This window comes from Streptomyces sp. NPDC048196 (assembly GCF_040652715.1).
Classification (GTDB): Bacteria; Actinomycetota; Actinomycetes; order Streptomycetales; family Streptomycetaceae; genus Streptomyces; species Streptomyces siderophoricus.
Genome location: NZ_JBEZMM010000021.1, coordinates 40,658 through 67,212, shown reverse-complemented (window position 1 = coordinate 67,212; position 26,555 = coordinate 40,658). Strand labels below are relative to the sequence as shown.

The window sequence follows — 26,555 nt, the reverse complement described above, 5'->3', positions numbered from 1 at the left end:
CACGCGGGCGGGGGCGGCCGGGTGCCGCCCCCGTCGTCAGCCGTCGGCGGGCGGGTGGTGGCCGTGGTGGTCACCGGGCGCGGGCGCCGTGGACCAGTTCGGGGCCGGCGGCTCCGGGTCGCGGGGGCCGAAGAATCCGGTCAGTACGAGCTGGGTCACCATCGCGGCGAGCGGCCAGGCCAGCAGGGCGCCCTTGGCCTGGAGGCGGAGCGGGCCGTAGAAGCTGACGCCGGGGCCGACCTGCTTGGCGTGCGCGACGACGTCGGGGGTGGGGCCGAGCCACATGCCGGTGACCCAGCCGACGGCCGCGCCGAGGAGTCCGCCCACGGTGAGCGCCACGACCAGGGGGATGCCGCCGCGGCGGCGGACGAGGAAGGTCACGGCGGCGCTGACCACGCCGAAGCCGAGGGACAGCAGCAGGAAGGTGCCGTCCGTGCCGATCGCCTCCTCGCCCTCGGTGTCCTTGAGGTAGACGTTGCGGGTGTCCGCGATCAGCGGGATGTGCGGGGCGAGCCAGTTCCACAGGACGCCGAGCAGTACGCCGCTGACCGTGACCACGAGGGCGATCAGCGCGGCCTCGCGCAGCTCGCGGCCGGGCGGGGGGTCGTCGGTGCCGGCGGTGGCACCCGGGCCGGCGGCGGGCGCGGCGTCGGGGTGCTGCGGCTCTTCGGGCGGCTGGTTGTCGGAGGGCGTCAGCGGTGCGGTCACCCCGTCATCGTGCCAGGTGGGGCTGGTGGGACGGGAAGCAGGACGCCCGTCGGGCGCCGGGGCGCCGGTCATCGGGTCGCCGCACGGCGGTAGGCCCAGGTGGCGACGGCCAGCGAGAGCACGCCGACGGCGGCGCAGACGCCGAGGTCGGCGCCGACCGCCGACCAGTCGGGGTGCGGGCCGAAGCTCCGGGCCAGCGCCTCCACGCCGTAGGTGGAGGGCAGCAGATCGCGCGCCCAGCCGACCGGCTCGGGCATCCGGGCGGCCGGCAGCACGCCCAGCAGCAGTGCCGCCGACATGCCCAACTGGCCGCAGAGCGTGGCGAGTTCGGGGCGCGGGGCGAGCAGGCCGAGGGCCGCGCCGAGGCCGGCCAGCGCGGCGCCGGCGAGCGGCAGCACGGCGGCCAGCACCCAGAGGTGGGCCATCGGCAGCTGGAAGAGCAGACAGCCGGTGACCGCGGTGACCAGGGTGCCGGGCACGGTGAAGGACGCGTAGGCGCCGGCCGCGCCGAGCACCACGGCGGCCGGCGGCACCGGCAGCGTCGCGTAGTGGTCGAGGCCGCCGCCGGCCCGCAGCTGGCCGAAGTACTGGGCGAGGAGGTTCAGTGCCACGAAGGCGACGACCAGCACGCTGGAGCCGGCGACCACGTCCCGGGCCGGGTCGCCGCCGTCGACGACCCCGCGCAGCAGGACCATGATCCCGATGGACTGGAAGGTGGCGACGAACAGCAGCGGTATCCGGGCGACCCGGGCGCGGGAGAGCTGGGCGCGGTAGACGGCGCCGAGCGCGGGTCCGAAGCGGGCGCGCGGCGCCAGCGGGGCGGCCGCTGCGGTCGGGCCGGCGGCGTCCGGGGACGTCGTCCCGGCCACCGCCTGCGCGGGAACCACACTCACCGTGTCCTCCAGCCTTCCTCGTGGTGTCCCCCGTGCGTCGTCGGTCCCCCGGCCCCTCCCCGGTGGGCAGTACGTCCGCCGGGCCCTGCGGCGTTCATGCCTTCACCAGTCCTTCGGCGCGTCCGCCGAGCGCCAGGTAGACGTCCTCCAGGCTCGGCGTGGCGAGCGTGAAGTCGTCCAGGGCGGCGAACGCGGGGCCGGCGGTGACCGCGGTGACGGCGCAGCGGGCCTGGTCGGCGGGGAGGCGGAGGGTCCAGCGGCGGCCGGAGGCGCGCGCGGCGGCTTCGAGGGCGGCGACCTCGGGCACGTCCAGCGGCGGGCGGTCGCGCCAGACCAGCTCCAGCCGGACCTCGTCGCTGACCATGTCCTTCAGTCCGCCGGGCGTGTCGCAGGCGATGACCCGGCCGCGGTCGATCACCGCGACCCGGTCCAGCACGCTCTCGGCCTCCAGCACGTTGTGGGTGACCAGCACGACCGTGGCGCCGCGCTCGGCCCGGCGGCGGTCCACCGCGGCCCATACGGCGCGCCGGGCGACCGGGTCCATGCCGGTGGTCGGCTCGTCCAGGACCAGCAGCGGCCGCTCGCCGGTCAGTGCGGTGGCGAAGCAGGCCAGCCGGCGCTGGCCGCCGGAGAGCTTCTTCAGGGGGCGGGCCGCGAGGTCGGCGAGGCCCAGCTCGGCGAGGACCGCGTCCCGCTCGGCGCGTGCCTCCCGGGCGCCGAGGCCGCGCAGCCGGCCGGTGGTCTCCACGGCCAGTGCGACGGTCAGCTCGTCGAGGGCGGTGGACTCCTGGCCCAGGTAGCCGAGCAGCCGGGCGGCGCGTTCGGGGTGGCGCACCAGGTCGTGGCCGAGGACGTGGATGCTGCCGGCGTCCGGGCGGAGCAGGCCGGTCAGCTGGCGGACCAGGGTGGACTTGCCGGCGCCGTTGGGTCCGAGCAGCCCGAAGATCTCCCCGCGGCGTACGTCCAGGCTGATGCCGTCGTTGGCCCGTACGGCGGGGGCTGCTGCCGCCCCGCGGCGCCCGCGCGGTGCGGGGTAGGTCTTGACCAGCTCCCGCACGGCGATCACCGGCCCGCCGTGCTCCGGCCCTTCTGCGCCCGTCCTCACGAGCTATGAGGGTACGCGTCCCGGGCCCGCCACCGGTCCGCGGGGCACCGTGGCGGGGTGCCGGACGGCGGGGTCAGTCCCCGACGGGGGCGTGTCCCGCGGCGGTGCGCAGGTCGACCTCGCGCCAGAAGCCGGCCCGGATCGCATAGCGGTCGTGCTCGTCGATCTGGTCGTCCTTGTGGGCGAGCAGGCCGAACCGGGCGGCGTAGCGCAGCAGTTCCCCGTCGATCCGGTGCGGGATGCGCGGGTACTCGGTCGACAGCTGCTGGAGGTGGACCGCGTCGGAGAGCCGCTCGGTCCAGCGGCGGGCGAAGACCTGGCCGACCTCGAAGGGGTCGCCGCTGACCGCGGTGATGTCCTCCTCGCGGTCGGCCCAGCGCTGTTCGGCGCTGGTCAGCTGGGCGAGGGTGGGCAGGCCGGCGGTCGCGTCCGGTTCGCCGACCGGGCCGCCGCGCTCGACCCAGCCCTTGTCGGACGACCAACGCAGGGTGGCGCCGGCCGCGGCGGCGGGCTGCCCGGCGCTCTGGCCGGCCGCCCGGTCGCGGCCGAGACCGGCCAGGTCCTTGGGGGTGGGCACGGCCCGGCTGCCGTTGCCGCCGGATTCGCCGGCGGCGGGCTGGTCGCCGTCGGCGCCGGCGGCCGGGCGGGCCACGCCGTTGGCGGAGGTGCGCGGGTGGCTGCCGTCGGCCTGGTCCGGGCCGGAGGACGAGGCGGCGGCCGCCGCGGCGGCGACCGCGGACTCGGGCAGCGGCGCGGAGAGGATCGCGGCGATCTCGGGGCGCGGGGCGGGCGGGGGTGCGCAGGGGCCGCCGAGTTCCTTGGCGCGCACCGCGCGGGTGATCCAGGTGCGGTCGAGGACGCGGCGCTCGTCGGCCTCGGCGACCAGGTCCTCGGACTGGTTGTAGTCGCCGTCGGCGGCCTGGACGGCCCAGAGGTGGACGGCGACGCCGTGTTCCTTCGCGGACATCAGGCCGGGCAGCAGATCGCCGTCGCCGGTGACCAGGACGATGTCGGAGCAGGCGCGGTTACGGGCGAGTTCGGTCAGTTCGGCGTGCATGGCGGCGTCCACCCCCTTCTGCGCCCAGCGGCCGTCGCTGCGGGTCAGGGCGCCCAGCCGGACGGTGACCCGGGGCATCACGCGCAGCCGGCGGTGCTCGGGCTGCGGGACGCGGTCGGGGGCGCCGTCGAACCAGTAGATGCGCAGCAGCGGGCGTTCGGTGTCCGCCTCGGCGCGCTGGCGCAGGCCCTGGATGAGGGCGGCGTGATCGACGGTGATCCGGGAACGGGCGGGCTCTCCGGCGAGCAGGCTCGCGGCGGCGCCGAGCAAGTATCCGGCGTCCACCAGGACGACGCAGCGATCCACGTTCCACCCTCTTCCCTGAGGTGCTGAAAGTCCGGTCGCCCCCCGGCTCGGCCCGTGGCACGAGTTTTTCCTTCGGCTTTCCTTCGAGTCTGCCCGACCGTACGGGCGTTATCTGCCGGAACTGGATCATCGGCGTGGCGGATTCGGCGGGGATCTCGGGTACAGCGCGTGATCGTCCGCATTACAGAGGGTAATTGCCCGAAATGCAGGGTTCTGTCCGGCGTGTAAGTCTGGTCGCGGCCCCGATCCCAGATTCCCCCTCAGGAGGCAACGGTCATGGCCAAGGACAAGAAACAGGACCGCAGTCAGAAGGCCGCCGGCCCGGCGGAGCGCGGCCGGCAGGCGGCTCAGAAGTCGTCCATGGAGGCCCAGACGAAGTCGGTCACCGCCACCCCGGGGGATCTCGCCCGCAAGAACCGCGAGCGCCGGTTCGGCCACAACTGACGTGTAGGACAGACGAATTGAGGGGCGCGTCCACGGCGGGACGCGCCCCTCGGGTGCACCGGCGTCCGGTCAGCCGGCCAGGCAGGACGGGCCGAGCAGCACCTTGAGGTCGCCGAAGAGCGACGGGTCGGGGGTGACCCGGTGCCGGTCCAGCCGGAGCACCGTGGTCTTGCGGGCGCCCTGGAGCTTGATCCGCACCTCGGTGGAGCCACGGTGGCTGCTGAGCACCTCACCGAGCTTCTCGACCATCGGCGGGGTGACCTTGACCGTCGGGATGGTGATGGTCACGGGGGCGTTGGTGCCGGCCTCGGAGAGGTCGGGGACCATCATCTCCATGGCGACCAGCCGCGGGATGTCCTCGCGCTTGTCGAGGCGGCCCTTGACGAACACCACGGTGTCCTCGACGAGTTGGGTGGACACCAGCTGGTAGGTGGCCGGGAAGAACATGCAGTCGATGGAGCCGGCGAGGTCCTCGACGGTGGCGATCGCCCAGGCGTTGCCCTGCTTGGTCATCTTGCGCTGGAGGCCGGAGATGATGCCGCCGATGGTGACGATCGAGCCGTCGGAGTAGTCGCCGCCGGTGAGCTGGGAGATGGCGGCGTCGGCCTTGTCGGACAGCACGTGCTCCAGGCCGAAGAGCGGATGGTCGGAGACGTACAGACCGAGCATCTCGCGCTCCTGGGCGAGCAGATAGGCCTTGTCCCACTCGTCCTCGGAGAACTCCACGTCCAGGCCGAAACCGGGGCCGTCGTCGGTGGAGTCGTCGCCCATGCCGCCGAACAGGTCGAACTGGCCCTCGGCCTCCTTGCGCTTGACCTGGACGACGTTGTCGATCATCGATTCGTAGTGCGCCGTCAGGCCCTTGCGGGTGTGGCCCAGCTCGTCGAAGGCACCGGCCTTGATCAGCGATTCGGTGGTGCGCTTGTTGCAGACCACCGCGTCGACCTTGTCGAGGTAGTCCGGGAACGAGGCGTACTTCCCCTTGGCCTTGCGGCAGCGGATGATCGAATCGACGACGTTCTGGCCGACGTTACGGACCGCGGTGAGGCCGAAGAGGATGACGTCGTCGCCCTGGGCCGCGAAGTTGGCCTCGGACTCGTTGACGTTCGGCGGCAGCACCTTGATGCCCATGCGGCGGCACTCGTTCAGATAGACCGCCGACTTGTCCTTGTCGTCGCGCACGGACGTCAGCAGCGCGGACATGTACTCGGCCGGGTAGTTCGCCTTGAGGTACGCGGTCCAGTACGTGACCAGGCCGTACGCGGAGGAGTGCGCCTTGTTGAAGGCGTAGCCGGCGAACGGGACCAGGACGTCCCACAGCGCCTGGATCGCCTGGTCGGAGAAGCCCTTCTTCTTCGCACCCTCCTGGAAGAGCACGAAGTTCTTCGCCAGCTCCTCGGGCTTCTTCTTGCCCATGACGCGGCGGAGGATGTCGGCCTCGCCGAGGGAGTACCCGGCGATGATCTGGGCGGCCTTCTGCACCTGCTCCTGGTAGACGATCAGGCCGTAGGTGAGGCCGAGGACCTCCTTGAGCGGCTCCTCCAGCTCCGGGTGGATCGGGGTGATCTCCTGGAGGCCGTTCTTGCGCAGCGCGTAGTTGGTGTGCGAGTCCATGCCCATCGGGCCCGGGCGGTACAGGGCCGAGACGGCGGAAATGTCCTCGAAGTTGTCGGGCTTCATCAGCCGCAGCAGCGACCGCATCGGGCCGCCGTCGAACTGGAAGACGCCGAGGGTGTCACCGCGGCAGAGCATCTCGTACGTCTTGGGGTCGTCCAGCGGAACGGAGAGCAGCTCCAGGTCGACGCCCTTGTTCTTCTTCACCATCTTGACGGCGTCGTCCATGATGGTGAGGTTGCGCAGGCCCAGGAAGTCCATCTTCAGCAGGCCGAGCGACTCGCACTGGGGGTAGTCCCACTGCGTGATCGTCACGCCGTCGGTGTGCCGCACCCAGATCGGGGCGTGGTCGACGATCGGCTCGCTGGACATGATCACGCCGGCCGCGTGCACACCCATCTGCCGGACCAGGCCCTCGACGCCCTTGGCGGTGTCGATGACCTTCTTCACGTCCGGTTCGTTCTCGTACATCCCGCGGATCTCGCCGGCTTCGTTGTACCGGGGGTGCGAGGGGTTGGTGATGCCGTCGAGGTCGATGCCCTTGCCGAGGACGTCGGCGGGCATGGCCTTGGTGAGGCGGTCGCCCATGGCGTACGGGTAGCCGAGGACGCGGGCGGAGTCCTTGATGGCGTTCTTGGCCTTGATCTTGCCGTAGGTGCCGATCATGGCGACCTTGTCGGCGCCGTACTTCTCGGTGACGTACCTGATCACCTCGACGCGCCTGCGCTCGTCGAAGTCGATGTCGACATCGGGCATGGACACGCGCTCGGGGTTGAGGAACCGCTCGAAGATCAGCCCGTGCTCGATCGGGTCGAGGTCGGTGATGCCCAGGGCGTACGCCACGATCGAACCGGCCGCGGAACCACGGCCGGGGCCGACCGCGATGCCGTTGTTCTTGGCCCACATGATGAAGTCGGCGACCACGAGGAAGTAGCCCGGGAACCCCATCTGGATGATGACGTCCATCTCGTACTCGGCCTGCTTCTGGCGGTCCTCGGGGATGCCGCCCGGGAAGCGGCGGGCCATGCCGCGCCGGACCTCCTCCTGGAACCAGGTGACCTCGGTGAAGCCCTCCGGGATGTCGAACTTCGGCATCAGGTCGCGCTTCTCGAACATCCCGGTGGTGTCGATCTGGTCGGCGACCAGCCGGGTGTTGTCACATCCCTGCTGCCAGGCGTCCGAGGAGTCGATGGCGTACATCTCCTCGGTGGACTTCAGGTAGTAACCGGTGCCGTCGAAGCGGAAGCGGTCCGGGTCGGAGAGGTTCTTTCCGGTCTGGATGCACAGCAGGGCGTCGTGCGCCGCGGACTCGTGGGCGTAGGTGTAGTGCGAGTCGTTGGTCACCAGGGGCGGGATGCCGAGTTCCTTGCCGATCTTCAGCAGGTCGTCGCGGACCCGGCGCTCGATCTCGATGCCGTGGTCCATCAGCTCCAGGAAGTACCGGTCCTTGCCGAAGATGTCCTGGTACTCGGCGGCGGCCTTGCGGGCCTCCTCGTACTGCCCCAGCCGCAGCCGGGTCTGCAGCTCGCCCGACGGGCAGCCGGTGGACGCGATCAGGCCCTCGGACCACTGCGCGATGGTCTCCTTGTCCATCCGCGGCCACTTCTGCAGCCAGCCCTCCTGATACGCGTCCGAGGACAGCCGGAAGAGGTTGTGCAGACCGGTCTTGTCCGCCGCCCAGATGGTCTTGTGGGTGTAACCACCGGAACCGGAGACGTCGTCGCGCTTCTGGTGCGGCTGACCCCACTGGATCTTGCGCTTGTTGCGCCGCGACTCGGGGGCGACGTACGCCTCGATGCCGATGATCGGCGTGACCCCGGCCTTCTGGGCGGAGTGGAAGAAGTCGTAGGCGCCGTGGAGGTTGCCGTGGTCGGACATCGCGATGTGCGACATGCCCATCTCGTTGGCCGCCTTGAACATGTCCGACAACCGCGCCGCACCGTCCAGCAGGGAGTACTGGGTGTGCACGTGCAGGTGCGTGAACGGCGGCTTGGCCACGGCGCGGGACCTCCGGAAGACAAGTGGGCGACTGGTGGACGGAACGGTCTCGAAGTCTACGACTCCCCACTGACACTCGCGGGGCACTCGTGGGTAGCCTCGGCCGTTGTCCCGGCAGATGTCCCGGCAGACCCTCCCCCGGCCATGCCCGGGGGTGTCCCCCACACGGTCAGTTCCGGCTCTCCGCCCTTGTTTTCCGCACCTCAGGAGGCACCCAGCGATGCCGTCCCAGTACGCCCCGGCGCAGGACGCCGCGCAGCGCGGCGAGGAGATCCTCGCCGTCTTCGACACCGCCTTCGGAGAGCTGCTCGCCGCCGACCCCGCGGCATTCCGGGTGAAATTCCGGAAGATGGCCGCCTCCGCGTTCGCCTTCTACCGGGGCACGGCCTGCCTGTTCTACCGGGACCTGGCGGACGGCGCGGACCGCGGCCCGTACCTGGACGAGCGCACCGGCCGGGTGTGGATCCACGGCGATCTGCACGCCGAGAACTTCGGCACGTACATGGACGCCACCGGCCGGCTGATCTTCAACGTCAACGACTTCGACGAGGCGTATGTCGGCCCGTTCACCTGGGACCTCAAGCGGTTCGCCGCCTCGGTCGCGCTGATCGGCTACGCCAAGGCGCTCAGTGACGAGCAGATCACCCACCTGGTGCGGATATACGCCGGTGCCTACCGGGAGCGGATCCACGCGCTGGCGTCCGGCGCGAAGACCGACGAGGTGCCGCCCTTCAGCCTGGACACCGCCGAGGGCCCGCTGCTGGACGCGCTGCGCGACGCCCGGTCGCTGACCCGCTTCGCGCTGCTGGACTCGATGACCGAGATCCGCGACTTCGAGCGGCGGTTCGCCGCGGGCGGCGGCAGCGTCGAGCTGGACGCGGCGACCCGCTACAAGGTGCTCGCCGCGTTCGACGGCTATCTGGAGACGCTGCCGGAGTCGAGCCTGGGCCGGCCGGACTCCTACCGGGTCAAGGACGTGGTGGGCCGGCGCGGGATCGGCATCGGGTCGGCCGGCCTGCCGTCGTACAACATCCTCCTGGAGGGCAACAGCGACGCCCTGGAGAACGACGTCGTGATCTACATGAAGCAGGCGCAGACCCCGGCCGTCTCGCGGCACCTCACCGACCCCGCGGTCCGCGGCTATTTCGAGCACGAGGGCCACCGCACGGTCATCTCCCAGCGCGCCCTGCAGGACCACGCCGACCCGTGGCTGGGCTGGACCCAGATCGAGGAGGACGGGCGCCGCACCGGCCAGCTGGTCGCCGAGATCTCGCCGTACGCGGTCGACCTGGACTGGTCGGACATCGACGACCCGGAGGAGATCGCCGCGGTCGTCGCCGACCTGGGCCGCGCCACGGCCACGATGCACGCCGCGGCGGACGACGAGAGCGGCCACTCGCTGGTCCCGTTCTCGACCGAGCGGGCCATCGACGCGGCGATCGCCGCCGACGAGGACGGCTTCGCCCCGCTGCTGGTGGACTTCGCGCACTCCTACGGCGCCCGGGCCCGCGCCGACCACCAGATCTTCGTCGACCTCTTCCGCAACGGCCGGATCCCGGGCCTGACGGAGGCATAGCCGGCGGAGCGGACGGGTCCCGATCATGCCTGGTCGGGACCTGTCCCCTGGGCCGCTCCCCTTAGGCGCCGCTTATCCCCGCGCATGGCACACTCGGCAACGATGGACATCTCGGCGGCACACCTGCGGGCACTGCGCGCGGCGCTCTTCACGGCGCTGTGCGTGACGCTGTCCGCGGGCTCCCACGTGCTGCTGTCCCGGATGCCGCTCCCACTCACCACCGTCGCCGCGCTCTGCGCCGCCGTCTTCGCGCTCGCCTACGCGCTGGCCGGCCGGGAGCGCGGCTACTGGCGGATCGCGGCGCTGCTGCTGCCCCTGGAACTCGCCGCCGACCTGGTCTTCAGCCTCGGTCAGCACGCCTGCTACGGCGCGGCGGGCGGCCCGGTGGCCGGCCCGCTGCGCTCGCTCGGGGTGGACCTGCTCTGCGGCGGGGGGAGCGTGGGCGCCCCCTTCCTGCGGCTGACCGACGAGCCTTCCGTGCCCGCCTCGGCCTGGCTGCTGCTGCTCGCGGCGCACCTGGCCGTCGGGCTGCTGGCGGCCGGCTGGCTGCGCCGCGGCGAGGCCGCGCTGGCCCAGCTGCTCGGCGCGGTCTGCGCGGTCGCGTTCCGCCCGCTGCTGATCGCGGTCGCGGTCATCGGCGCCACGGCCGCCCGGCCCCGCCCGGTCCCCGCCTCCGTACGGGCCGGGCCGCGGGCCCGCGCCGTCCCGCTGCTCGTGCACTGCGTCGTGCGCCGCGGGCCGCCCTGCGTGCTCGCCGCCTGAGGCCGGTTCTCCCCGGCCCGCGCGGCCCGGCCGCGCCGTACGCGTACGCTCACCCGCGCCGCGTACGCCTCCCGCAGCACGCACACCCGTCCCACGGACCCCACGGAGCAGGAAGTCATGAGCAACCGCAACAGCCAGGCCAACAAGCAGGCAGCCCGCGAGCGACTGCGCGCCGAGCGCGAGCGGCAGGCGAAGAAGGACCGGATGCGCCGGCAGCTGATCGTCGGCGGCGCGATCGTCGGCGTGCTGGCGATCGCCGGCGGCATCGGGGTCGCGGTCGCCACCTCGGGGGGCGGCAGCTCCTCCGGCGGCGACGCCGCGGCCAGTGCGGGCGACAGCAAGGCCTGGGCGAAGGCCGCCAAGGCCAAGCTGGTCAAGCCCGCGAACACCACCGGCGCCAACGGCACGACCGTCGTCGTCGGCAAGCCGGACGCCAAGAACACCCTCGGCCTCTTCGAGGACCCGCGCTGCCCGGGCTGCGCGGCCTTCGAGCAGAACGTCGGCGCGACCGTCGAGAAGGACATCAAGGACGGCCGGTACAAGGCGGAGTACCACCTCGGCACGTTCCTCGACGCCAACCTCAAGGGCACCGGCTCCAAGAACGCGCTGTCCGCGCTGGGCGCCGCGCTCAACGTCAGCCCGGACGCCTTCCTGAAGTACAAGTACGCGCTGTACTCGAAGGAGTTCCACCCGGAGGAGACCGGGCCGGACAAGTTCGCCGACGACAGCTACCTGATCAAGGTCGCCGACACCATCCCGGCCCTGAAGGGCAACGCGGCGTTCCAGAAGGCCGTCAAGGCCGGGACGTACGACCGGTGGGCGCTGGAGATGTCCACCGAGTTCAACTCCCACAAGGACGTCACCAGCACCCCGACCCTGAAGGTCAACGACACCGTCATCGGCACGGACAGCCCGCAGGGCAAGGTGGCGCCGTCCACCGTCGCGGCCTTCAACTCGATGGTCGACAAGGAGCTCAAGCACTGACCTGACGGTCTGTGGTGTTTCCCGGCCGGCGTGCGGTCCGCACGCCGGCCGATGCCAAATCTTGACCCGGCCGGATGCCGTGCACATGGCAGACTCCCGACCGTGCAGGCGACGGGAGTGCGCCCGGGCGCCCGGCCGGCGGGTGCACCGGCGGTTCAGCTCAGGGTGGTGCGGGCGGCGCTGTTCACCGCCCTGTGCACCACCCTGTCCACGGCCTCCCATGTGCTGCTCTCACACGCCCCGTTGCCGCCCGCCGCGGTCGCCGCGATCTGCGCCGGGGTCTTCGCCGCGGCCTATCCGCTGACCGGCCGGGAGCGCGGCTACCGGTCCGTGGCCGGGCTGCTGGTGCCGCTGGAGCTGGCCGCCGACACCGTCTTCACCACCGGGCAGCACACCTGTTACGGCCCGGCCGGCGGGCCGCTCGCCGGTGCGCTGCGCTCGGTGGGCGTCGATCTGCTGTGCCGGGGCGGCGAGTGGGGCACCCCGCTGGCCCGGCTGGCGGTCCACCCGGGCGGTCCGCTGCCGCCGGCCGTACCGGCCGCCGCGCCCTGGCTGCTGATGGCCGCCCACCTCACGGTCGGCCTGCTCGCCGCCGGCTGGCTGCACCGCGGGGACGCCGCTCTGGACGCGCTGCTGCGCGCCGCGGCGGCCGCCACCTTCCGCCCGCTGCGGACCGCGGCCGCGGTGACCGCGGCGGCCCTGCTCCCGCCCCGCCGCCGGGTCCGTCCGCCGCGCCCGCTGCCGCCGGCCCGTCCGCTCCCCCTCCTCGTGCACTGCGTCCGGCGCCGCGGCCCGCCCCGCCCGGCCGCCGTCTGACCTTCCGTACGCACCACCACACCACCTTCGAGGGGACCCCCACATGAGCAACCGCAACAGCCAGGGCAACAAGCAGGCGGCCCGCGAGCGCATCCGCGCCGAGCGCGAGCGGCAGAAGAAGAAGGAGCGGCTGCGCCGGCAGCTGATCGTGGCCGGCGCCGTGGTCGGCGTGCTCGCGGTGGCCGGCGGGATCGGCTTCGCCGTCGTCAAGGCCAACGAGCCGACCGGCTGGGAGGCCGCCAAGGAGGCCCGGCAGGTCGCCCCGGCGCACACCCAGGGCAAGGACCACACCGAGATCCTGATAGGCGACCCGAAGGCCAAGGAGACCATGGAGGTCTTCGAGGACGTCCGCTGTCCGGCGTGCGCGGCCTTCGAGCAGAGCAGCGGCTCGGCGCTCCTGAAGGACCTCCACGACGGCCGCTACAAGGTCCGCTTCACGATGTACACCTTCATCGACGGGATGCAGGGCGGCGAGGGCTCCAAGAACGCGCTGAGCGCGCTGGGCGCCGCGCTCGATGTCAGCCCCGAGGCGTTCTTGAAGTACAAGTCCGCGCTGTACTCGGGGAAGTACCACCCGGACGAGCGCGAGGACCTCTACGCCAAGGACTCCGAGCTGCTCAAGGTCGCGGCCGACGTGCCGGAGCTGAAGAACAACAAGGCGTTCGAGACGGCGGTCAAGAAGGGCACCTACGACCGCTGGGCGATGGACATGACCGCGCTGTTCGGCCGCAAGGGCGTCAAGGGCACGCCGACGTTCATGCACGGCGACAAGAAGCTGGTGATGCCCCAGATCCCGCAGGACCCGCGGATGACACAGGCGCAGTACGACCGGCTGGCGAAGGCCGCCTTCGAGAAGATGATCGACAAGGAGTTCGGCCCGGCGAAGGGCGCGGGCGCCGGGGCGGACGCCGGCAAGAACCCCGGCGGGGATTCCGGCAAGAGCGGTGGAAAGGGCATCCGCGAGGGCGAGAAGGACCCCACCGGCTCCCACTGAGCGGACGTCCGACGACGGGAGGGCGAATTCCGGTAATTCCCTTGCACCGCCCTCCCGTTGACGCTCTACCGGCCAGTAGGGTGATCGCCCGTGACCGATCACGACCAGATCTCGCGCCGCACCGCCGTCACGGCCGTCGCCGCCACCGCCGCCCTCCTGCCGCTCGCCGGTGCCACCGCCGCCCACGCTCAACAGGGCCCGGGCCAGGGCTCGTTCTTCCAGCACGGGGTCGCTTCGGGGGACCCGCTGCCGGACGGCGTACTGCTGTGGACCCGGGTCACCCCGGCCCCGTCGGCCACGCCGGGCTCCGGCCGCGGCCCGGCCACGGAGGTGGCCTGGGAGGTGTCCGCCGACAAGGGCTTCGGCACGGCCGTCGCCCGGGGGAAGGTGACCACCTCGGCGGCCCACGACCACACCGTCAAGGCGGACGTCCGCGGCCTGCGGCCGGCCACCACCTACTACTACCGCTTCACCGCCGGCGGGCAGCACTCCCCCGTCGGCCGCACCCGCACCGCCCCCGCGCACGACGCCGCGCCGGGCAACGTCCGCTTCGGCGTGGTCTCCTGCGCCAACTGGGAATCCGGGTACTTCTCGCCCTACCGGCACCTGGCGGCCCGCACCGAGCTGGACGCGGTGCTGCACCTCGGCGACTACCTCTACGAGTACAAGTCCGGCGAGTACCCGGACTTCAAGTACGTCGTGCGTCCGCACTCCCCCGCCCACGAACTGCTCACCCTCGCCGACTACCGCATCCGGCACGGCGTCCACAAGACCGACCCGGACGCGCTCGCGATGCACGCCACCCACCCGGTCATCGCCATCTGGGACGACCACGAGTTCGCCGACAACGCCTGGAAGGGCGGTGCGGTCAACCACCAGCCGGACACCGAGGGTTCCTGGTCCGCCCGGATGGCCGCGGCGAAGCAGGCGTACTTCGAGTGGATGCCGGTGCGGCCGTCCGTCGCCGGGACCACCTACCGCCGGCTGCGCTTCGGCAACCTCGCCGACCTTCACCTGCTGGACCTGCGGTCGTTCCGCGACCAGCAGGCGGCACCGGGCAGCGGCGCGGTCGACGACCCGGGCCGGACGATCACCGGGCGGGCCCAGCTGGACTGGCTCAAGGCCGGTCTCGAACGCTCCGACACCGCCTGGCGGCTGGTCGGCACCTCGGTGATGGTCTCCCAGGTCGCCTTCGGCTCCATACCGGCGCATCTGCTCGGCCCGCTCGCCGAGATCCTCGGGATACCCAAGGAGGGCCTGGCGATCAACACCGACCAGTGGGACGGCTACACCGACGACCGGCGCGAACTGCTCGGCCACCTCAGCGACCGCGGGATCGACAACACCGTCTTCCTGACCGGCGACATCCACATGGCCTGGGCCAACGACGTCCCGCTGAAGGCGGCGACCTACCCCGCCACCCGGCCGGTGGCGACGGAGTTCGTGGTCACCTCCGTCACCTCAGACAACGTCGACGACTTCCTGCACGTCGCCCCGCACACCGTCTCGCTGGCCGGGGTCGCCGCCATCCGGGCCGCCAACCGGCACGTGAAGTGGCTGGACATGGACTCGCACGGCTACGGGGTCCTGGACGTCCAGGCCGAGCGCACCCAGATGGACTACTACGGCATCTCCGACAAGACCGACCCGAACGCGACCAGCAGCCTGCTGCGCTCCTACCGCACCCGCAGCGGCACCCAGCAGATCGAGCGGGCGGACCGGCCGGCGGGCTAGGACCGGGACGGCGGGCCAGGGGGCGCCCCTCCTGGCCCGCAGTCCTCAGATGTCCGCCAGGAACCCCAGCGCCACCTTCCAGGCGCTCTCCGCCGCCTCCGCGTCGTAGTCCGGCAGGTCGGGGTCGGTGAAGAGGTGGCCGGCGCCGGCGTAGCGGAAGACCTCCACGTCCGCGCCGGCCCGGCGCATCTGCAGGTACCAGGCGGTCAGCCAGTCGTGCGGCTCGAACGGGTCGGGGTCGGCGACGTGCAGCTGCACCGGCAGCTCGTCGACGGCCGCGCCCTCGGCGATGTCCGAGGTGCCGTGCATCAGCAGCAGCCCGCGGGCCTTCTCGTCGCCCAGCGCGAGGTTCTGGGCGACCGCGCCGCCGAAGGAGAACCCGGCGTAGACCAGACCGCGCTCGGAGTACGGGGCGACGGCCGTGATGGCGCGCTTGAGCAGCTCCTCCTTGCCGATCTCGTCCTTGATCAGGATGCCGTCCGGCACGGAGTCGGCGGTCCGCCCGTCGAACAGGTCGGGGACGATCACCTCGTGTCCCGCGGCGCGCAGCCGGTCGGCGGCCGCGTGCACCGCGGGGCGCAGCCCGCACACCGAGTGGAACAGCACAATCGTCAAAACGCCGCTGGTCGCGGGCTCGCTGGTGGCCGGCACTGCATCACTTCCCTTGATCGGATCGCTCTCCTTCCATCCTGCCAGTTACGGTCGGCAGGACCGGGTACCCGCACAGACAGCGCATCCCAGCCGAGGAGGAATCCGTGTCCGTGGAGGACGTGCTGCGCCCCATCGCCGTCCTGGGCGGCTCCGTCGTCATCACGCTCGTCCTGGTGTGGCTCGCCGACCGGGCCCTGCGCCGGGTGGACGCCGCGCACCCCGAGACCCCCCTGTGGGGGCTGCTGCGGCGCTGCCGGATACCGCTGCAGGTGGCGCTGTGCGCGGCCCTGCTGCGCGGCGCGTACGACGAGACCGGGCTGAAGACCGTCGAGAACCACGAGGCGGGGATCGGCCAGACGCTCAGCCTGGTGCTGATCGCGGCCACCGCCTGGCTGGCCATCCGTGCCGCGGCGGCGATAGTGGAGTCGTCGTACTCCCGCTACGCGGCGAGTGCCCGGGACGTGGCGCGGGTGCGGCGGGTGCGTACCCAGGTGACGCTGATCCAGCGGGTGGTGACGGCGGTGGTGACCGTCGTCGCGGCCGCCTCGATGCTGCTGACGTTCCCGGAGATGCGGACGGTCGGCACATCCATGCTGGCGTCCGCCGGGCTGCTGGGCATCGTCGCCGGTATCGCCGCCCAGTCCACCCTCGGCAACCTCTTCGCCGGGCTGCAGATCGCCTTCGGCGACATGGTGCGGATCGGCGACACGGTCGTGGTGGACGGCGAATGGGGCACCGTCGAGGAGATCACCCTGACCTTCCTGACCGTGCGGACCTGGGACGAGCGGCGGATCACCATGCCGGTGTCGTACTTCACCGGCAAGCCCTTCGAGAACTGGTCGCGCGGCGGCGCCCAGATGACCGGCACGGTCTTCTTCCACCTCGACCACAGCGCGCCGGTGGAGAAGATGCGGCAGCACCTGCTGGAGGTCCTCCAGGAGTGCGCGGACTGGGACGGCCGTTCCTGGAGCCTGGTGGTCACCGACACCACGCCGACCACGATCCTGGTGCGGGCGCTGGTCACCGCCCGGGACGCGGACGCGATCTGGTCCGTGCGCTGCGAGGTCCGCGAGCGGATGCTCGAATGGCTGCGGACCGAGCACGCCTACGCGCTGCCGCGGATCAGCACGGCACCGGCGGAGCTGGACGGGCCGCCGGACGCGGGCCGCACGCGCGACTGACCCCGGGGGCCCGGGGGCGTCTCAGGGCGCGCCGCGCAGACTGCGCATGTCCAGGTGGCGCAGCACCCGGTCGACGATCTCCGGGTCGGCGCCCGGTTCGCTGCGCGCGGCCAGCACCTCGTGGCGGGCCGCCGAGAGCATCTCGCCCTGGATGCGCTGCACCTTCTTCAGCCGGCTGATCCGCTTCTCGAAGAGGTCGCGCCGCTCGTCGTCGACGATGTCCGGCGCGATCCGGGCGCCGATGTCGAAGGCCCGGCGGGAGAGCTGGTCGCTGACCTCGTCGGGCAGCTCCTCGACCTCCATGATCTCCTTCAGCCGCCGCTTGGACGCCTTGATCACCCGGACCGCCAGCTCCCGCTCCAGGGCGTCCACGGCATCGGTGTCGGCCCGCACCCGCAGCCTGCGCACGAGCCAGGGCAGCGTCAGACCCTGGACGAGGAGGGTGGCGAGGACCACCGCGAACGCGATGAAGAGGATGTCGTTCCGGGCCGGGAACGGCCCGCCGTCCACGCCGAACGGAATGGCCAGCGCCAGCGCCACCGAGGCCACCCCGCGCATCCCCGACCACCACATGATGAGCGTCTCGCGCCAGCTCATCGGGATGTCCTCGTCGTAGTCGCGGCGCTTGTGCATCCGCTTCGCCAGCCAGGCGGCGGGCAGCAGCCACAGCAGGCGCACGCCGACGACGACCGCCACGACCGCGGCGCCGGCGCCGATCAGCTGGCCCCAGCGGTGTGCGGCGGCCCCGAAGATGTTGTGCAGCTCCAGGCCGATCAGCCCGAAGGCCACACCGGTGACGAGGGTGTCGACCACCTCCCAGAAGGTGTAACCGGCGAGCCGGCCCATCACGTCGTCCGGGTCGACCGCGTACTCGGCGAGGAAGAGCGCACAGGTCAGCACCGCCAGCACCCCGGAGCCGCGGAACTCCTCGGCGAGCACGTACGCCACGAACGGCACCAGCAGCGTCAGCCCGATCTGCAGCGTGGGGTCGCCGAGCAGGCCCATCAGCTTGTTGGTCACCCAGCCGATCGCCAGACCGACCGCTATGGCCACGACGGCGGACAGGACCAGGGAGCCGAGCGCGCCGGGCACCGAGAAGCTGCCGCTGACCACCGCGGCGAGCGCGACGTGGTAGAGCACGATCGCGGTGACGTCGTTGAAGAGGCCCTCGCCCTCCAGGATGGAGACCATCCGGCGGGGCAGCCCGAGTTTGCCGGCGACCGCGGTCGCGGCCACCGGGTCGGGCGGGGCGACCAGCGCGCCGAGCACCACCGCGGCAGCCACCGGCATCCCGGGCACCACCGCCTGGGCGACCGCGGCCACCGCGGCCGTGGTGGCGAAGACCAGCGCGACGGCGAGCAGGAAGATCGGCCGGAGGTTGGCGGTGAACTGCCGCCAGGACGTGCGCTGCACGGCCGCGTAGAGCAGCGGCGGCAGCACCACGGGCAGGATGAACTCGGGCGGTACCTCGACGTTGGGGACGAACGGCAGCAGCGCCAGGACGGCCCCGGCCAGGGTCATCAGCACCGGTGACGGCAGTCCCAGCCGGTCGCCGACCGGAACCATCACCACGGCTCCGAGCAGAAGGACGAACAGCAGAGCCAGCTGATCCACGGTGGCTACGCTCCGAAGCGGTCGGATTCGATCACTTTCCGACCAAGGGTGCCATGCCCGCCGAGGTTGACCGCCGTGCCGGTCCGCGCGGCGCCGCGTTCCGCCGGCCGCGCGCCGTCACGCGGCCCGGTCAGCTGCTCTCGTCCCGCACGGTGTCCAGGGCGTGCTGGAGGTCGTCCGGGTAGGCGGACGCGAACTCGACCCAGCTGCCGTCGGAGGGGTGCTCGAAGCCGAGGCGGACCGCGTGCAGCCACTGCCGGCCGACGCCCAGCCGCTTGGCGAGGGTGGGGTCCGCGCCGTAGGTGAGGTCGCCGACGCAGGGGTGGCGGTGGGCGGCCATGTGCACCCGGATCTGGTGGGTGCGGCCGGTCTCCAGCTTGATGTCCAGCAGGCTGGCCGCGCGGAACGCCTCGATCAGGTCGTAGTGCGTGACCGACGGCTTGCCCTCGGCGGTGACCGCCCACTTGTAGTCGTGCTGCGGGTGCCGGCCGATGGGGGCGTCGATGGTGCCGCTCATCGGGTCCGGGTGGCCCTGGACCAGGGCGTGGTAGCGCTTGTCGGGGACGCGCTCCTTGAACTGCCGCTTGAGGGACGTGTACGCCCGCTCGGACTTGGCGACCACCATCAGACCGGAGGTGCCGACGTCGAGGCGGTGCACGATGCCCTGGCGCTCGGCGGCACCGGAGGTGGAGATGCGGTAGCCGGCCGCGGCCAGTCCGCCGATGACGGTGGTGCCGGTCCAGCCGGGGCTGGGGTGCGCGGCCACGCCCACCGGCTTGACGATCACGACGATGTCGTCGTCGTCATGCACGATCTCCATGCCCTCGACGGGCTCGGGCACGATCTCCACGGGCGCCGCGGCCTGCGGCATCTCGACCTCCAGCCAGGCACCGCCGCGCACCCGCTCGGACTTCATCACCTCGGACCCGTCGACCCGGACCTTTCCGGCGGCGGCCAGCTCGGCCGCCTTCGTACGGGAGAAGCCGAACATCCGGGCCAGCGCGGCGTCGACGCGCTCGCCCTCCAGGCCGTCCGGTACGGGCAGGGTGCGGATCTCGGGAAGCGTGCTCACCCCACGAGTATGGCAGTTGCCCCATGGTGTCCTGCCCGGCGGCCGGGGGCCCGGACCCCGACCCCTGCTGAGGTCAGTCCTTGTGGAGCGTCCCGTCGGGGTCCAGCCCCCGGAACGAGAGGATCACGATCAGGATGCCGCCGCAGACGATGGCGGAATCGGCGAGGTTGAAGACGGCGAAGTGCGCGGGGGCGATGAAGTCGACCACGGCGCCCTCGAAGACGCCCGGCGAGCGGAAGATCCGGTCGGTGAGGTTGCCGAAGGCGCCGCCGAGCAGCAGCCCGAGGGCGATGGCCCAGGGCAGGCTGTAGAGCTTGCGGGCGACCCGGGCGATGACCAGGATCACGGCCGCCGCGATGATCGTCAGGAAGATGGTCAGCGCCTCGCCGATGCTGAAGGCGGCGCCGCGGTTGCGGATCACACTGAACTGCAGCAGCGTGCCGATCACCTGGATCGGCTCGTGGTTCTCCAGCTTGGCCACGACCAGCAGCTTGCTTCCCAGGTCGAGCAGGTAGACCACGCACGCCACCAGCAGCAGCGCGGCGATCCGCCGCTTGCCGCGGCCGGCGCCCCGCTGCTCCGCCTCCGCCGGTGCGTCCGCTGCGGGATCCACTGGGGAATCCGCTCCGGTACCCGGCTCGGGTTCCGGCGTGCCGGTGATGCGTTCCGCCTCTGCCACGTGTGAGTCCCTCAGCCCGTCGTGTCCGCGGCCAGGCCGTGCCTGGCTGAACCACGAGAGTACGGCACACACGTACGGGCGCGGGCGGTCCGGGGGCCGCCCACGACGACCGGTCCGAGGGCGCCGGCTCAGCGGCGCTCCTGCTTCTGCTTGCACTCCACGCACAGCGTCGCCCGGGGGAATGCCTGCATCCGTGCCTTGCCGATGGGGTTGCCGCAGTTCTCGCACAGCCCGTAGGTGCCCGCGTCCAGCCGGCCGAGGGCCCGCTCGGTCTGGTGGAGCATCTCGCGGGCGTTGGAGGCGAGCGCGAGCTCGTGTTCACGGGTGATGTTCTTGCTGCCGGTGTCCGCCTCGTCGTCACCGGCGCCGTCGCCGGAGTCGCGCATCAGCCCGGCGATGGCGTCCTCGGCGGAGGTGATCTCCAGCCGCAGCCGCCCGACCTCCTCCATCAGTTCCGACCGGGCCTCGCCGACCTCGGCGGCCGTCCAGGGGTCCTCGCCGGGCCGGACCGCGAGCTCGCCGGGCGCCGCGGCCGTCCGGGCCACGGGCACCGCGGAGTCGTTGCCGTGCTCCCCGGCCGTCGCGGCCGCCGTCTTCTTCGCCACCACCGTCTTGGCTCCCGTCTTCTTCGCGGGCACCGCGGCCTTCGTGGCCGGAGCCCGCTTCGCGGTCTTCGCGGCCGCCGTCTTCTTGGCCGTGGTCTTCGTGGCCGTGGTCTTCGTGGCCGTCGTCTTCCGGGCGGCCGCCTTCTTCGGAGCGGCCTTCTTCGGAGTGCTGTTCTTCGGTGCGGGCTGCTTCGCGACGGCCTCGCCGGCAGGCGTCGTGCTCTTCTCCGCGGCGGTCTTCTTCGCCACCATGGCCGCGACCCCTTCACATATGTGACTTTTATTCGCGAATCGTGACGGGAACGATAAATCGCCACAGAGCACGCGGCAACGGGACGCACCGCCCCATCGGGTCCTGCCACCCGGCCCGGAAGTCCGGTCTGCCTCGGTTGTGCCCCGCTGCCCGCCCGGTAATCCGCTTGGCCGTCCGGCACCCGGCCGCTGGCCATTCGGGTCACGGCCCGGTCGCGCGCCCCCGTTCCGCGCCACCGCCGGCACTCCGTACCGAACCCCGCGCCCGCCCCCGTACGCCCCCGCCGGAAATCCGGTCGGCCGCTGTCGGTGGCGCCCCGTACACTGGGCCCAGCGAGAGGCAGTGATGGGACGAGTAGCGCCGTACGCAGCCAGCAGCGACCCGGGGACGGTGGAAGCCCGGGGGCGTGCGCGGCGTGAAGATCACCCCGGAGCCGCCGGAAGAAAGCTCTGGACAGTGGGCGTGGCCCACGGGCTCGGACAGTGGGTGTGGCCCGCTGGACCCCGGGCCACCCAGGGCGAGTAGAACCGGCAGCGCGACCCCAATGAGGGGGCGGTGCAGCGTGCACCGCCAAGGAGGGTGGTACCGCGGGAGCCAGGGCTCTCGTCCCTCCGGACGGAGAAGCAGCAGATGTTGTCCGCCGGAGGAAGCCCCCGATGAGTGAGCAGCCCTTGTACCGCCAGGTACCCGCCCAGGTAGACCTGCCCGCCCTTGAGCACGCCGTGCTCGATTTCTGGCAGGAGCAGAAGGTCTTCGCCCGTACCCTCCAGCAGTCCGAGGGCCGGCCCGAGTGGGTCTTCTACGAGGGCCCCCCGACAGCCAACGGCATGCCCGGCGCGCACCACATCGAGGCCCGCGTCTTCAAGGACGTCTTCCCCCGGTTCCGCACGATGCAGGGCTACCACGTCGACCGCAAGGCCGGCTGGGACTGCCACGGCCTCCCGGTCGAGCTGGCCGTGGAGAAGGAGCTGGGCTTCAACGGCAAGAAGGACATCGAGGCGTACGGCATCGCCGAGTTCAACGCCAAGTGCCGCGCATCGGTGACCCGGCACACCGACGCCTTCGCCGAGCTCACCACGCGGATGGGCTACTGGACCGACCTCGACAACCCGTACCGCACCATGGACCCCGACTACATCGAGTCGGTGTGGTGGTCGCTGAAGCAGATCTTCACCAAGGGCCTGCTGGTTCAGGACCACCGCGTCGCCCCGTGGTGCCCGCGCTGCGGCACCGGCCTGTCGGACCACGAGCTGGCGCAGGGCTACGAAACCGTCGTCGACCCCTCGGTCTACGTCCGCCTCCCGCTGACCTCCGGCCCGCTGGCCGGCGAGGCCGCGCTCCTGGTCTGGACGACGACCCCCTGGACCCTGGTCTCCAACGTCGCCGCCGCCGCGCACCCGGACGTCACCTACGTCGTCGCCACCGACGGCACGGAGAAGCTGGTCGTCGCCGAACCCCTGCTGGAGAAGGCGCTGGGCGAGGGCTGGGAGCCCACCGGCCAGTCCTTCACCGGCCGCGAGATGGAGCGCTGGTCCTACGAGCGCCCGTTCTCCCTGGTCGAGCTGGACGGCGCCAACTTCGTCGTCAACGCCGAGTACGTCACCACCGACGACGGCACGGGTCTGGTCCACCAGGCCCCGGCCTTCGGTGAGGACGACCTCAAGACCTGCAAGGCGTACGGCCTCCCGGTCGTCAACCCGGTCCGCGCCGACGGCACCTTCGAGGACGAACTCCCGCTGGTCGGCGGCCAGTTCTTCAAGAAGGCCGACGGCACGCTGGTGGCCGACCTGGACGCCCGCGGCCTGCTCTTCAAGCACATCGCCTACGAGCACAGCTACCCGCACTGCTGGCGCTGCCACACCGCACTGCTCTACTACGCCCAGCCGTCGTGGTACATCCGCACCACCGCGATCAAGGACGCCCTCCTCCGGGAGAACGAGAACACCAGCTGGTTCCCCGAGTCGGTCAAGCACGGGCGGTTCGGTGACTGGCTGAGCAACAACATCGACTGGGCGCTGTCCCGCAACCGCTACTGGGGCACCCCGCTGCCCATCTGGCGCTGCGAGGACGACCACCTCACCTGCGTCGGCTCGCTCACCGAGCTGACCGAGCTGACCGGCACCGACCAGTCGGGCCTGGACCCGCACCGCCCGTTCATCGACGCGATCACCTTCGGCTGCCCCGAGGAGGGCTGCGCCCACACCGCGGTCCGCGTCCCGGAGGTCATCGACGCCTGGTACGACTCCGGCTCGATGCCGTTCGCGCAGTGGGGCTACCCGTACCGCAACAAGGAGCTCTTCGAGAAGCGCTACCCGGCGCAGTTCATCTCGGAGGCCATCGACCAGACCCGCGGCTGGTTCTACACGCTGATGGCCGTCGGCACCCTGGTCTTCGACAAGTCGTCGTACGAGAACGTGGTCTGCCTCGGCCACATCCTCGCCGAGGACGGCCGGAAGATGTCCAAGCACCTGGGCAACATCCTCCAGCCGATCCCGCTCATGGACCAGCACGGCGCGGACGCGGTCCGCTGGTTCATGGCGGCCGGCGGTTCGCCGTGGGCCGCCCGCCGGGTGGGCCACAACACCATCCAGGAAGTCGTCCGCAAGACCCTGCTGACGTACTGGAACACCGTCGCCTTCCAGGCGCTGTACGCCCGGACGTCCCGGTGGGCGCCGTCCGCGTCCGACCCGGCCCCGGCCGAGCGGCCACTGCTGGACCGCTGGCTGCTCGGTGAACTGAACACCCTCGTCGCGCAGGTCACCGAGTCCCTGGAGTCCTTCGACACCCAGCGCGCCGGCAAGCTGCTGTCCACCTTCGTCGACGACCTGTCCAACTGGTACGTCCGCCGCTCGCGCCGCCGCTTCTGGCAGGGCGACGCGGCCGCGCTGCGCACCCTCCACGAGGTCATCGAGACGGTCACCCGCCTGATGGCGCCGCTCACCCCGTTCATCACCGAGCGGGTCTGGCAGGACCTGGTCGCCCCGGTCACCCCGGACGCCCCGGACTCCGTCCACCTCTCCAGCTGGCCGGTCGCCGAGCAGTCGCTGATCGACCCGGCGCTCTCCGCCCAGATGGCGCTGGTCCGCCGGCTGGTCGAGCTGGGCCGGGCGACCCGTGCCGAGTCCGGTGTGAAGACCCGCCAGCCGCTGTCCCGCGCGCTGGTCGCGGCCCACGGCTTCGCCGGGCTGCCCGAGGACCTGCGCGCCCAGATCGCCGAGGAGCTGAACGTCAGCTCGCTGGCATCCCTCGCAGAATCTTCCTCTGGTCGAGGGGGCGGCGGCTCGCTCGTCGACACCACCGCGAAGGCCAACTTCCGTGCGCTGGGCAAGCGGTTCGGCAAGGGCGTCCAGGCGGTCGCCAAGGCGATCGCCGGCGCGGACGCCGCGGCGCTCTCGCTCGCGCTCCGGGAGGGCACGGCGAGCGTCGAGGTCGACGGCGAGACCGTCTCCCTCACCCCGGACGAGGTCATCATCACCGAAACCCCCCGCGAGGGCTGGTCGGTGGCCTCCGACGCGGGCGCCACGGTCGCCCTGGACCTGGAGATCACCCCCGAGCTGCGCCGGGCCGGTCTGGCCCGGGACGCGATCCGGCTGATCCAGGAGGCCCGGAAGAACAGCGGTCTGGACGTCGCCGACCGGATCGCGCTGCGCTGGGCGTCGTCCGACGAGGAGGTCCGTACGGCCCTGGCCGAGCACGCCGGCCTGATCGCCGAGGAGGTCCTCGCCACGGACTTCGCCCCCGGCGAGCCGGACGGCGGGTACGGCCCGGCCTTCACCGACGAGGCACTGGCACTGACGTTCCACCTCCGTAAGGCGTAATCCGCGAGGCCCGATCTCCCCTGAATGCCCCGGTGTGCACCACACCGGGGCATTCGTCATTTCCGTACAGAGATGGGCAGTTGGGGCCGCTTTGTCGAGAGGGACGCCGGTCGCCCCGGCCGGCCGGGGCGCGCCCCGACAGGGCCGGCCCACCGCACAAAAGGGCCGGGCCCCGAGGGAAGTCCCTCGGGGCCCGGCCCTGATTGCCGACGGTACGCCTCAGGCGGGCGTCAGTTGTCGTCCTCGTCGATGAGGAAGCCCCTCATCGGCGACGGGGTCTGCTGCATCGGCGACGGGCCCTGCGGCCGCACCGGAGCCATCGGCTGGGTCATCGCCGGCGACATCTGCTGCTGACCGCCGTAGGACGGACCGCCGCTGGAACCGTTGCCCATCGAGTGGTTGCCGCCCATGGTCTGACCGCCACCCATGGTGTGGTTGCCACCCATCGTGCCGGCACCGGCCGACGCCATCGACGGGGACGGCGGCAGCGAGGCGGCAGCCGGGGTCCGCGGCGGGGCGAGCGAGTCGTCCGCCTGGTTCTCCAGCTGACGCAGCTGGCTCTCCAGGTAGGACTTCAGCCGCGTGCGGTACTCGCGCTCGAAGCCGCGCAGGTCCTCGACCTTGCGCTCCAGCGTCGCGCGGGCCGACTCCAGCGAGCCCATCGCCACGCGGTGCTTCTCCTGCGCGTCCCGCTCCAGCGCGTCGGCCTTGGCGCGGGCGTCCCGCTCCAGACCCTCGGCACGGCTGCGCGCCTCACCGACGATCTTGTTGGCCTCGGAACGGGCCTCCGCGATCGCCTGGTCGGCGGTCTGCTGCGCCAGCGACAGCACGCGTGCGGCACTGTCACCACCGGGGCCGCCCTGCGGGCCGCCCTGCTGGAGCTGCTGCGGACCACCGGGGCCGCCCATCGGGCCACCCATCGGGCCGCCGGGGCCCATCGGACCGGGACCGTGCGGGCCCTGCGGGCCGTGGCCACCGGGACCAGGAGGCAGCTGCGGTGCACCACCGGGCAGTTGGGGCGGGCCACCCATCCCCTGCTGCTGCGGCGGGACCGGCTGCGGACCGGATATGGCGGCGGGCACGGGAGCCCCCGGACGCTGCTGCTGCTCCTGCTGCTGGTCCGGTCCCTTGCGCAGCCCCTGCTGCTGCTGGTTCTGCGCGGCGGCGCGCGTGGCGGCGGCCAGCTTGGCGCGCAGGTCTTCGTTCTCCCGCAGGAGCCGGGTCAGTTCGGCTTCGACCTCATCGAGGAAGGCATCGACCTCGTCCTCGTCATAGCCTTCTCGGAGGCGGACGGTCGTGAACTGCTTGTTCCGCACGTCCTCGGGGGTCAACGGCATCTCTACTTCACCTCAACGTAGTCGTCGGCAATCGGCAAGACCGTATCGTTCACACCAACAACACCGACCTCACGACGGTGATCAGGATGTAGACGATGATCATCAATACGAAGAAGGACAGGTCGAGCGCCACGCCCCCGAGACGCAGCGGCGGAATGACCCGCCGCAGAAGCTTGAGTGGCGGATCAGTGACAGTGTAGGCGGCCTCCAGAATGACCACCATCGCCTTGCCGGGTTGCCATGAACGGGCGAACTGGAAGACATAGTCCATCACCAGCCGGAAGATCAACACGATCAGGAAGCAGTACAGCGCGATATAGATCACCTGACCAGCGACACTCATCTCGCGCGTCC

21 protein-coding genes are annotated in these 26,555 nt (G+C 71.8%); 9 read left to right on the top strand and 12 right to left on the bottom strand.

Annotation, left to right across the window (positions count from 1 at the left end):
- Positions 1-36: 36 nt before the first annotated feature.
- The 4 genes from AB0E02_RS21300 to AB0E02_RS21285 all read right to left on the bottom strand — a co-directional run bounded on the left by AB0E02_RS21300 (position 37) and on the right by AB0E02_RS21285 (position 4,069).
- Positions 37-708 (bottom strand): ABC transporter permease, encoded by a 672-nt coding sequence (locus tag AB0E02_RS21300; protein ID WP_362141585.1) that lies wholly within the window; start codon positions 706-708, stop codon positions 37-39.
- Positions 709-776: 68 nt separating this feature from the next.
- On the bottom strand, positions 777-1,577 hold the full coding sequence (locus AB0E02_RS21295; RefSeq protein WP_362141662.1) for an ABC transporter permease: 801 nt from the start codon (positions 1,575-1,577) through the stop codon (positions 777-779).
- A gap of 118 nt (positions 1,578-1,695) precedes the next feature.
- Positions 1,696-2,706, bottom strand: coding sequence for an ABC transporter ATP-binding protein (locus tag AB0E02_RS21290; protein WP_362141583.1), 1,011 nt, complete (start codon positions 2,704-2,706; stop codon positions 1,696-1,698).
- 73 nt (positions 2,707-2,779) lie between these two features.
- Entirely contained in the window at positions 2,780-4,069 is a 1,290-nt protein-coding gene (locus AB0E02_RS21285; protein WP_362141581.1) for an NYN domain-containing protein, read from the bottom strand.
- Between the two features lie 276 nt (positions 4,070-4,345).
- Between AB0E02_RS21285 and AB0E02_RS21280 the strand changes: the two genes are divergently transcribed.
- Positions 4,346-4,513, top strand: coding sequence for a hypothetical protein (locus AB0E02_RS21280; RefSeq protein ID WP_362141579.1), 168 nt, complete (start codon positions 4,346-4,348; stop codon positions 4,511-4,513).
- A 69-nt stretch (positions 4,514-4,582) separates the two neighbouring features.
- Here the strand turns inward: AB0E02_RS21280 and dnaE are convergent, their stop codons facing one another.
- Positions 4,583-8,125: a DNA polymerase III subunit alpha gene (dnaE, locus tag AB0E02_RS21275; RefSeq protein WP_362141577.1), complete on the bottom strand. Its 3,543-nt coding sequence runs from the start codon at positions 8,123-8,125 to the stop codon at positions 4,583-4,585.
- 220 nt (positions 8,126-8,345) lie between these two features.
- Here dnaE and AB0E02_RS21270 point away from each other — a divergent pair, with 220 nt between their 5' ends.
- The 6 genes from AB0E02_RS21270 (at position 8,346) to AB0E02_RS21245 (ending at position 14,991) form a co-directional block, all read left to right on the top strand.
- The gene (locus AB0E02_RS21270; protein WP_362141575.1) at positions 8,346-9,701 is read left to right on the top strand and encodes a DUF2252 domain-containing protein; all 1,356 of its coding nucleotides are present in this window, start codon (positions 8,346-8,348) and stop codon (positions 9,699-9,701) included.
- Between the two features lie 102 nt (positions 9,702-9,803).
- Positions 9,804-10,463 (top strand): hypothetical protein, encoded by a 660-nt coding sequence (locus AB0E02_RS21265; RefSeq protein ID WP_362141573.1) that lies wholly within the window; start codon positions 9,804-9,806, stop codon positions 10,461-10,463.
- A 117-nt stretch (positions 10,464-10,580) separates the two neighbouring features.
- On the top strand, positions 10,581-11,447 hold the full coding sequence (locus tag AB0E02_RS21260) for a thioredoxin domain-containing protein (protein WP_362141572.1): 867 nt from the start codon (positions 10,581-10,583) through the stop codon (positions 11,445-11,447).
- A 102-nt stretch (positions 11,448-11,549) separates the two neighbouring features.
- Positions 11,550-12,263, top strand: a complete 714-nt coding sequence (locus AB0E02_RS21255; RefSeq protein WP_362141570.1) for a hypothetical protein — start codon at positions 11,550-11,552, stop codon at positions 12,261-12,263.
- Positions 12,264-12,306: 43 nt separating this feature from the next.
- The gene (locus AB0E02_RS21250) at positions 12,307-13,257 is read left to right on the top strand and encodes a thioredoxin domain-containing protein (RefSeq protein ID WP_362141568.1); all 951 of its coding nucleotides are present in this window, start codon (positions 12,307-12,309) and stop codon (positions 13,255-13,257) included.
- A 90-nt stretch (positions 13,258-13,347) separates the two neighbouring features.
- Positions 13,348-14,991 (top strand): alkaline phosphatase D family protein, encoded by a 1,644-nt coding sequence (locus AB0E02_RS21245; RefSeq protein ID WP_362141566.1) that lies wholly within the window; start codon positions 13,348-13,350, stop codon positions 14,989-14,991.
- Between the two features lie 45 nt (positions 14,992-15,036).
- Here the strand turns inward: AB0E02_RS21245 and AB0E02_RS21240 are convergent, their stop codons facing one another.
- Entirely contained in the window at positions 15,037-15,642 is a 606-nt protein-coding gene (locus tag AB0E02_RS21240; protein ID WP_362141564.1) for a dienelactone hydrolase family protein, read from the bottom strand.
- Positions 15,643-15,752: 110 nt separating this feature from the next.
- Here AB0E02_RS21240 and AB0E02_RS21235 point away from each other — a divergent pair, with 110 nt between their 5' ends.
- Complete coding sequence (locus AB0E02_RS21235) at positions 15,753-16,823, top strand: mechanosensitive ion channel domain-containing protein (protein WP_362141661.1); 1,071 nt, start codon at positions 15,753-15,755, stop codon at positions 16,821-16,823.
- A gap of 21 nt (positions 16,824-16,844) precedes the next feature.
- Here AB0E02_RS21235 and AB0E02_RS21230 read toward each other — a convergent pair whose 3' ends face one another.
- From AB0E02_RS21230 to AB0E02_RS21215, 4 genes are all read right to left on the bottom strand, one after another.
- A complete protein-coding gene (locus AB0E02_RS21230; protein WP_362141562.1) occupies positions 16,845-18,437 on the bottom strand; it encodes a Na+/H+ antiporter in 1,593 nt (530 codons plus the stop codon).
- Between the two features lie 130 nt (positions 18,438-18,567).
- A complete protein-coding gene (locus AB0E02_RS21225) occupies positions 18,568-19,509 on the bottom strand; it encodes an RluA family pseudouridine synthase (RefSeq protein ID WP_362141560.1) in 942 nt (313 codons plus the stop codon).
- 73 nt (positions 19,510-19,582) lie between these two features.
- On the bottom strand, positions 19,583-20,188 hold the full coding sequence (lspA, locus tag AB0E02_RS21220) for a signal peptidase II (RefSeq protein WP_362141558.1): 606 nt from the start codon (positions 20,186-20,188) through the stop codon (positions 19,583-19,585).
- Positions 20,189-20,316: 128 nt separating this feature from the next.
- Positions 20,317-21,045, bottom strand: coding sequence for a TraR/DksA C4-type zinc finger protein (locus AB0E02_RS21215; protein ID WP_362141556.1), 729 nt, complete (start codon positions 21,043-21,045; stop codon positions 20,317-20,319).
- Between the two features lie 657 nt (positions 21,046-21,702).
- Between AB0E02_RS21215 and ileS the strand changes: the two genes are divergently transcribed.
- Positions 21,703-24,864, top strand: coding sequence for an isoleucine--tRNA ligase (gene ileS / locus AB0E02_RS21210; protein ID WP_362141554.1), 3,162 nt, complete (start codon positions 21,703-21,705; stop codon positions 24,862-24,864).
- A 230-nt stretch (positions 24,865-25,094) separates the two neighbouring features.
- Here ileS and AB0E02_RS21205 read toward each other — a convergent pair whose 3' ends face one another.
- Positions 25,095-26,201 carry a DivIVA domain-containing protein gene (locus AB0E02_RS21205; protein ID WP_362141553.1) on the bottom strand — a complete coding sequence of 369 codons (1,107 nt, stop codon included), beginning with the start codon at positions 26,199-26,201 and terminating at the stop codon, positions 25,095-25,097.
- A 49-nt stretch (positions 26,202-26,250) separates the two neighbouring features.
- Positions 26,251-26,544 carry a YggT family protein gene (locus AB0E02_RS21200; RefSeq protein WP_030415214.1) on the bottom strand — a complete coding sequence of 98 codons (294 nt, stop codon included), beginning with the start codon at positions 26,542-26,544 and terminating at the stop codon, positions 26,251-26,253.
- Positions 26,545-26,555: the final 11 nt, after the last annotated feature.